Annotated in this window: 8 protein-coding genes; all 8 read left to right on the top strand. The window is 68.3% G+C overall.

Translation table 11 applies throughout. From position 1 onward, the window contains the following. Positions 1 to 245 precede the first annotated feature (245 nt). The 8 genes from GO615_RS14310 (at position 246) to GO615_RS14350 (ending at position 8,178) form a co-directional block, all read left to right on the top strand. Complete coding sequence (locus GO615_RS14310; protein WP_169129152.1) at positions 246 to 1,256, top strand: AraC family transcriptional regulator; 1,011 nt, start codon at positions 246 to 248, stop codon at positions 1,254 to 1,256. A gap of 349 nt (positions 1,257 to 1,605) precedes the next feature. After that, positions 1,606 to 1,845, top strand: coding sequence for a hypothetical protein (locus GO615_RS14315; RefSeq protein ID WP_169129154.1), 240 nt, complete (start codon positions 1,606 to 1,608; stop codon positions 1,843 to 1,845). Positions 1,846 to 1,905: 60 nt separating this feature from the next. Then, on the top strand, positions 1,906 to 3,876 hold the full coding sequence (locus GO615_RS14320; protein ID WP_169129156.1) for an oxidoreductase: 1,971 nt from the start codon (positions 1,906 to 1,908) through the stop codon (positions 3,874 to 3,876). A 65-nt stretch (positions 3,877 to 3,941) separates the two neighbouring features. Beyond that, positions 3,942 to 4,334 (top strand): RidA family protein, encoded by a 393-nt coding sequence (locus tag GO615_RS14325; protein ID WP_169129158.1) that lies wholly within the window; start codon positions 3,942 to 3,944, stop codon positions 4,332 to 4,334. Positions 4,335 to 4,343: 9 nt separating this feature from the next. Continuing rightward, positions 4,344 to 4,742 (top strand): hypothetical protein, encoded by a 399-nt coding sequence (locus tag GO615_RS14330; RefSeq protein ID WP_169129160.1) that lies wholly within the window; start codon positions 4,344 to 4,346, stop codon positions 4,740 to 4,742. Between the two features lie 82 nt (positions 4,743 to 4,824). Further along, a complete protein-coding gene (gene meaB / locus GO615_RS28640) occupies positions 4,825 to 6,642 on the top strand; it encodes a methylmalonyl Co-A mutase-associated GTPase MeaB (protein ID WP_211167114.1) in 1,818 nt (605 codons plus the stop codon). Between the two features lie 28 nt (positions 6,643 to 6,670). Further along, positions 6,671 to 7,750, top strand: coding sequence for a molybdopterin-binding protein (locus tag GO615_RS14345; RefSeq protein WP_169129162.1), 1,080 nt, complete (start codon positions 6,671 to 6,673; stop codon positions 7,748 to 7,750). Further along, entirely contained in the window at positions 7,747 to 8,178 is a 432-nt protein-coding gene (locus GO615_RS14350; RefSeq protein ID WP_169129164.1) for an iron-sulfur cluster assembly scaffold protein, read from the top strand. Before GO615_RS14345 ends, GO615_RS14350 begins: the two co-directional genes overlap by 4 nt. The last annotated feature ends 95 nt before the right edge of the window (positions 8,179 to 8,273 follow it).

The following is an 8,273-nucleotide window of genomic DNA, read 5'->3' on the forward strand; positions in this document are numbered from 1 at the left end:
TAAACGCCGCCGCGCTTGGCCCCACTGTGCACGTGGGCTTTGCTGGGATACTGTATACAGTGGACCTGCCCCCAGCCGGCGCGGCCCGATCCGGTCCGCGCGGCGACCGATACCCATGAACAGGAGGTTCGACGATAGACGCTGAATGACGACGCGCACGACGGCGCAGACCGCACGCGTCCACACCGATTCCGATGCCTGGCACCGACAAGAAGGCACGGAATCCACACCGGAGGAGGAGCACCATGACCCAGGCGTTGATGACGTCGCTGGGAGGGCGCGATGCGCTCTCCCGCTTCACGCTTTTCCATACGCGGGATCTCGACGAGGCCCGGGACCGCGTGGCGGGCGTGTTCTGCCCGCACGACCTGAAATTCGCCGGCTGCGACAGCCGCGTGAACACCCGCATGCAGCACGCGCCGATCCGCGGCGTGTCGGTGAACCGCCTCGGTTACGGCGCGACGGTCGCAATCGACGCCGGCTGTCTGCAGGATTTCCTGCTCGTGATGATGCCGCTCACCGGACACGCCGATGTGCGCTGCGGCGAGCAAACGATCCACTCGACGCCGGAAGTCGCATCGGTGGTCACTCCGACGCTGCCCTTGACGGAGATGATCTACGACGAGTGCGACCAGATCATGGTCAAGATCGACCGTGCGTTGCTCGAGAACGTCTGCGCGCAGCATCTCGGCCACCCTCTGCGCAAGCCGCTCGAGTTCGGACTTGGCCTCGAGATGTCGAGCCAGGGTGGCGTCAGCTGGCAGGCGCTGGTGTCATATCTGGTATCGGAGTTCGAGCATCAGTCGCCGACGGTCACATCGTCGCTCGCCACTGCGCAGATCGAGCACCTGCTCGTCAGTACGCTGCTCATCGTCCAGCCGAACAACTATCGCGACGAACTCCTGAACCCGTCGCAGTCGATCGCTCCGCGCCACGTTCGCCGCGTCGAGGAATACATCGAGGCGCATGCCGACCAGGATCTGACGGTCGGCGACCTCGCCGCACATGCGAACGTCAGCACGAGCGCGCTGTTCGCAGGTTTTCGCGAGTTCCGCAACACGACGCCGATGGCCTATCTGAAGTCGGTGCGGATGCAGCGCGTGCATGAGCAACTGCGCGACCCGACGTCCGCCGACAAGACCGTGACTTGTATCGCGACCCGCTGGGGATTCCACCACCTCGGCCATTTCGCGACCGCGTACAAGGCGAGGTTCGGCGAATCGCCGTCGCGCACGCGGGAGAAAGCGCTGGCCTGATCCCGCACTTCGTAGGGCGGATGAGCCGCGCAGCGGCGTTATCCGCTGCATGGGTGTGCGCGACCGCCGACACGCGGCGGAAGGCGCTTCGCTTTTCCGCCCTACGAAACTTCCAGCCGTCGTCTATTCGGTATTCGGCCTGTCTATTGCACCGAATATGCCTTCCGAATCGCAAATTCCGAAGGGCGGAGTTCGCTTGGCCGACTCGATCCGCACGCCCGCAACAGTTTCCTGAAAGCGCAATTCAACCCATACCGGGTGGGGGGGGATCTGCACAAGGCGGCCCGATACATTGACTCCACGTGCAACGGCTTAGGCGATCCAGGCCGATTCGTTCGAGGAGAACATCATGACAGCGCTCGGAAATGTGATGGCATTGGTGCAGGAACTCCAGGAAGAGAAGGCCTCCATGACGGAAGAACCGCTCGGCCCCGGCGGCTTCGTCTTCCCGGCGGCATGTTCCTGCGTATGCGGGTCGTCGCTCGGCGACGTGCTCGGGTGCATCCGCGAAATGCAGGGCGAAAGCCTGCGCGAATTCATTGCGACGCTGCCGCCCGTGCAGGCGCCGCGCAACGCCGTCGCTGCCTGAGACGGCTGACCGACGATTCAAACGACGTTCCAGCCACACCGAATTGACGAGGAGACAACGATGACCCGACCCGGCGAGCTCAAGCTCCCCCACCTGTTCAAGCCCGGCAAGATCGGCAGGTACGAGACCAAGAACATGGTCAAGTACGGCGCCTGCTGCGTGTCGAACTACAACACGCGCGACGGCTTCATCACGCCGCGCGAGCTCGCCCGTACCCGCGTCATCGCCGGCACCGGCGCCGGCATCATCACCAACCAGGGCGCCTACCCGGACCCGCTCGGCGAAGGCAAGGCCTACTTCCGCCAGGTCGCGCTCTTCGACGACAAGTTCCTGCCGCAGTTCGAGACGATCGCGCAGTACATCCACGACAACGGCGCGGTCGCGATACAGCAGATCCTGCACGCGGGGCGCTACGGCGGCATCGATCTCGGCTACTGCATCCAGCCGTCGGTCGTGCCGCAGACGCTGCCGCACTTCCGGCCGCCGCGCGAGCTGACGAAGGAGCAGATCCGTGCGATCGTCATGCAGCACGCCGACGCCGCGAAACGCGCGATCCGCGCCGGCTTCGACGGCACCGAAGTCACGAGCTTCATGGGCTACCTGCTGGCGAACTTCAACTCGCGCTTCACCAACCAGCGCAGCGACGAATACGGCGGCTCGATCGAGAACCGCGGCCGCTTCATGCGCGAGTTGATCGACGCGATCAAGCAGGCCACCCCCGAGCATCCGCTCGTCGTGCGCCTGAACGGTGCGGAGCTGATGGACCGCTGGGGCGGCAACAGCGAGGACGAGTGCTTCGAGCTGATGCAGCAGGCGGTCGACTGCGGCGTCGACATGATCTCGGTGACGGTCGGCTGGCAGGAGGCGCCCGAGTCGTCGATCGGCCGCGACGTCGCGCCGGGCCACTGGAATTATTTGTCGGCGAAGGCGAAAAAGCTGTTCCCGAACACGCTGATCACCTTCGGCAACCGCCTGCCCGACCCCGTCATGGCGAACCAGTGCATTGCCGACGGCATCTTCGACTACTGGGAAGTGTGCCGCCCGATGCTCGCCGACCCGGAGCTCTTGCACAAGGCGGCCGAGGACCGGCTCGACGAGGTGCGCCGCTGCATCGGCTCGCTCAACTGCCTGTCGCGGCTCTTCCGCGATCTACCCTACACCTGCGCGATGAACCCGACGCTGGGCCACGAGGTCGAGCCGGAGTACCACGTCACGCCCGCCGCGGTGAAGAAGAAGATCATGATCATCGGCGCCGGCCCCGCCGGCATGGAGGCGGCGATCACCGCGAAGCGCCGTGGCCATGACGTCACCGTGTTCGAGAAGGGCGACCGCATCGGCGGCAGCCTCGTCGGCTACGCGTCGAACGACCTCGCGCGGCCCGACGACCTGATGTCGGTCGTGCGCTACTACGAGACGATGGCGCGCAAGATGGAGATCGACGTGCGCTTCAACACCGAAGCCAACGCGAAGTTCATGCGCAGCATCCTCCACCAGTTCGACGTGTGCATCGTCGCGGCGGGCTCGCGCACGGACATGGCCGCCTACCGCCACATCCCGGGCCACGACAGACTGGTCGATGCGCTCGATGTCGCGACCGGCAAGGTGCAGCCGGGCAAGCGCATCGTCATGGTCGGCGCGGGCAAGATCGGCCTCACGCTCGCCGAGTCGCTGTGCAAGCAGGGCCACGAGGTCGTCATCGTCGAGGAGGACAAGCGCATCGCCGGCGATGTCATGCCGTCGTTCAAGTGGCGCCACTCGGCGTGGATCGAGGAACTCGAAATCCGCACGCTGACCTCATCGGTGCTCGCCGGCGTCACCACGGAGGGGGCGATGATCCGGAGCGTGAAGGGCGAGGAGACCTTCGTCGAAGCCGACACGGTGATCGTGTCCGGGCCGCGCAAGGCGAACCACGACCTGTTCCACGAGTTCCAGTGGATGGTCGACGAACTGCACGGCGCCGGCGACGCGGTGATCGCGCGCGGGCTCGATGCGGCGATCCACGAGGGCTACCGGCTCGGCGTGCGGATCTGAACGTTTCATGGAAAAGCGGCCGCCGACCGGCGGCCGCACCACCCCATCACCGAGGAGAACGCGACATGCAGTTTCTGCAACCGCCCGGCTGGGTGCGGCCGAAAGGCTATTCGAACGGCGTCGTCACGAGCGGCCGCATGGTGTTCGTCGCCGGCCAAGTCGGCTGGGACGAGAACGAGAAGTTCCAGACCGACGACCTCGTCGGCCAGGTCCGTCAGGCGCTGACGAACATCGTCGCGATCCTCGCGCAGGCCGACGCACGACCGTCGAACATCGTGCGGATGAACTGGTATCTCGGCGACACGGCGGAATACAACGCGCGGCTCGCCGAGATCGGCGCGGTGTATCGCGAGCTGATCGGCAAGCATTTTCCGGCGATGACGGCCCTGCAGGTCGCCGGCTTCGTCGAGCACGGCGCGAAGGTCGAGATCGAAGTCACTGCGATGTTGCCGGCATAGAGGCGCGCGATGGCGACGGCGACGACGGACGGCGTGCTCGATTGCGCCGCGTGGAAGGCGATGCTCGACCGCGAGGACCTCGGCGCCGCCGACGCGTCCGTCGGCGTGCTGACGAAGGACGAGTTTGCCGCGCGCTCGGGCCGCGTGCTCGTGTGGCGGGGCACGCCGTGCGGCGCAAGCGTCGCACTGCGCGACTTTCGTGGGAACTTCGACGCCGACGTCGCGATGCTGCTCGTCGCCGAGCGCGACGCGCTCGCCGCGGTGCTCGCGGACGGCCTCGGAGAGGTGCCGCAGCTCGTGCGCCGGGGCAGGCTGCATCCCTACATGCTGAGAACGCTCGAGGATCTCGAGGCGCTCGGTCTGGCGGAGTTCGTCGAGGATTTCGGGCTCGTGTTTCCGCGGCATTGAAAGCGGGGCCGGGGTGCGAGGCAGTCGCCTGTCGAGCCGCTCGTGCAAGATAATGGGAGCTCATACGGATTGAGAGCCGACAATGGTCCAGCCTGAAGGCCTAGCCCCTGACGCGATCCTCGCCGGTTCCCGCGCGGCACTCGCGCGCGCGCTGACCGCGGTCGAGAACGACGCGGCCGGTGCCGACGCGCTGCTCGCGTCGCTCGCCGTCCGCACCGGCCGTGCGCACGTCGTCGGCATCACCGGGGCGCCCGGAGCCGGCAAGTCGACGCTGATCAACGCCTTGCTCGGCGAACTTCTCGCGCGCGGGAAGCGCGTCGCGGTCGTCGCCGTCGATCCGTCGAGTCCGGTCAGCGGCGGCGCGCTGCTCGGCGACCGCGTGCGTATGGGGGCGCATGGCGGTGACGAGCGCGTGTTCATCCGCTCGCTGTCGTCGCGCGGCCATCTCGGCGGCCTGTCGCGGACGACCGCACGGGTGGTGGATCTCTTCGACGCCGCAGGCTTCGACGTCGTCGTCGTCGAGACCGTCGGCGTCGGCCAGTCGGAAGTCGAGATCGCGCAGCTTGCCGACACGCGCATCGTCGTGTGCGCGCCGGGGCTCGGCGACGAGGTGCAGGCGATCAAGGCCGGGGTGCTCGAGATCGCCGACATCCTCGTCGTGAACAAGGCCGACTCGCCGCTCGCCGCGGCGACGGTACGCGACCTCGAGATGCGCGGCAGCGCACGCGGCGAGGGCTGGCAGGTGCCGGTGCTGGCTGCGGTGGCGACGAGCGGCGAGGGCGTGACCGGGCTCGCCGACCGCATCGATGAACATGCGCGGGTGGCGGGTGTCGGTCGGCGTCGGAAAGCGGCCGCCGCTGCGGTGCCGGCGGCACGCGCAGCGCCGGCGACCGACGACGAGCTCTTCGCCCAGCTCGAGCGCTGGCGGGCCGAAGGCCGCGGCGCGGCGCTGGCGACCGTCGTGCGCACCTGGGGTTCGTCGCCGCGGCCCGAGGGCAGCCACCTCGCGGTGGAGCAGGGCGGCGCTTTCGTCGGCTCGGTCTCGGGCGGCTGCATCGAGGGCGCGGTCATCGGCGAGGCGCAGGACTCGATCGCCGACGGCAAGGCCCGGCTGCTCGAATTCGGCGTCAGCGACGAGCAGGCGTGGGAAGTGGGTCTTGCGTGCGGTGGGCGCGTGCAGGTGCTCGTCGAGCGCGTCGATGAGGCTCTGTTCGGGCCGCTCCTCGCCGCGCGGCACACAAAGCGGCCGGTCGCGCTCGTCACGCGGCTGGCCGACGGCGCGCACGCGCTGGTCTTCGACGACGCCGTGGCAGGCGAACTCAGGCTCGACGAGGCCGAACTCGCAGAGACGCGCGCGCGGCTCGCGGCGAACCGCAGCGGCGTGCTCGCGGCGGGGGAGGGGGCGAATGAGGGGGCGCTCTTCGTGCGCTGCCACGTCGGCGCGCCGCGCATGATCATCGTCGGCGCCGTACATATCACGCAGGCGCTGGCGCCGATGGCGGCGATCGCCGGCTTCGACGTCATCGTCGTCGACCCGCGCCGCGCATTCGCGACGCCCGAACGGCTGCCGAACGTCGAGGTATCGACGGAGTGGCCCGACGAGGCGCTCGAACGCCTGAAGCCCGACGCGCACACCGCGATCGTGACGCTGACGCACGACCCGAAACTCGACGATCCGGCGCTGACGATCGCACTCGCGAGCCCCGCGTTCTACATCGGCTCGCTCGGCAGCACGCGCACGCACGCGAAGCGCGTGGCGCGGCTCACCGAGGCGGGGCTCGCCGAGGCGATTCCGCGCATCCGCGCCCCGGTCGGGCTCGCTCTCGGCGGCCGTGCACCCGCCGAGATCGCGGTCGCGATCCTCGCCGAGGTGATCCAGGCGAGGCACCGCGGCAGATGAAGCCGACCCGCATCCGGAGGAGTGTCCGATGATCTTCGACGAATTTCCGCTGGCCGCCGCCGAAGGGGTGATGCTCGCCCATACGCTGAAGATCGGAGGCAGGACGCTCAAAAAGGGCCGCGTGCTGTCCGCGCGCGACCTCGATCTGCTCGATGACGTCGGTTTCGCCGCGGTCACCGGCGCCCGGCTCGAGCCGGAGGACGTCGCCGAGGACGCAGCCGCGGACGAGCTGGCTGGGCTGCTCGTGGGGGCGAACGTCGAGACGCGTGCCCCGCGTGCCGGGCGCTGCAACCTGCACGCATCGGCGGCAGGGGTGCTGTGCATCGACGCCGAGCGCATCGACCGGATGAACCTGCTCGACGAGGCCATCGCGATCGGTACGCTGCCGCGGCATGCCGTCGCGCATCCCGGTCAGGTCGTCGCGACCGTGAAGATCATTCCGTTCGCCGTGCCGCGGCGTTTGCTCGACGCGTGCCGCGAGATCGCCGCGGGTGCGCCGACGATCGCCGTGGCCGAGCTGAAACCATGCCGTGCGGCGCTCATCCAGACCGAACTGCCGGGCATGAAGGATGCGATCTTCACGGCGACGGCACAGGTCACTCGCGAGCGGCTCGACGGGCTCGGCGGACGGCTCGCGCTCGTGCTGCGCGGGCCGCATCGGCGCGATGCGCTCGAATCGATGCTGCACCAGGCGCTCGCCGCCGGATGCGAGCTCGTGCTGGTGTGCGGCGCGACCGTCGCGAAGGACCGCAAGGACATCGCGCCCGCCGCGGTGACGGGGATCGGCGGCACGATCGAGCATTTCGGCATGCCGGTCGAGCCCGGCAACATGCTCGTGCTCGGCCGCATCGGCACCGCGCCAGTCATGATCCTGCCGGGCTGCGGCCGCTCGCGTAAGAGCAACGGCCTCGATCTCGTGCTGCCGCGGCTGATGGCGGGAATTCCGCCGACGCGCGAGGACATCATGCGGATGGGTGTCGGCGGGCTGATCCGCAGCGCGCCGGAAGGCGGTGACGACGCGAACGTCGGCGACAACGACCGCGCCGCCGCCCCCGCGCTGGTTGGCGCTGGTGGTTTCGAGCGGAGCGGGGAGCCTTCCCGCCCATGATCGAAACCCTCTACAACAAGCGCATCCGCGCGCTCGCCGACGCCGCGCACGGCGCCGGGCGGCTCGCCGCACCGACCGGTTCGGCGCTGCGCGACAGTCCGATGTGCGGCGACCGCGTGCGGATGGACGTCGAGATCGTCGACGGCCGCATCGCCGCGATCGCGCACGAGGTCAAAGGCTGTCTGCTGTGCCGCGCGTCGGCATCGCTGATCGGCCTGCATGCGGTGGGCTGCACGCAGGGGGAAGTCGAAATGCTTCGCGCGCGCATGGCGGCGATGCTCGCCGGTGCCGATGAGTCGGAAGAGCCCGACGAATTCGGGTTCTTCGCGCCGGTGCATCCGTACCGCAGCCGCCACGGCTGCGTGATGATCCCGTTTGAAGCGCTGGCCATCGCCCTGGCCACCGGAGTTCGACAGCTAATCGCGTAACTATCTGATTTATCAGAAGTCGACGTTCAAAAATGCCACTACAAGAGCGTCAGCTGCTCCGGCGTAGTCGGTTTCTTGATGCGAAGTGCATCGAG

Origin of the sequence: Aromatoleum evansii (assembly GCF_012910805.1) — a bacterium.
Classification (GTDB): Bacteria; Pseudomonadota; Gammaproteobacteria; order Burkholderiales; family Rhodocyclaceae; genus Aromatoleum; species Aromatoleum evansii.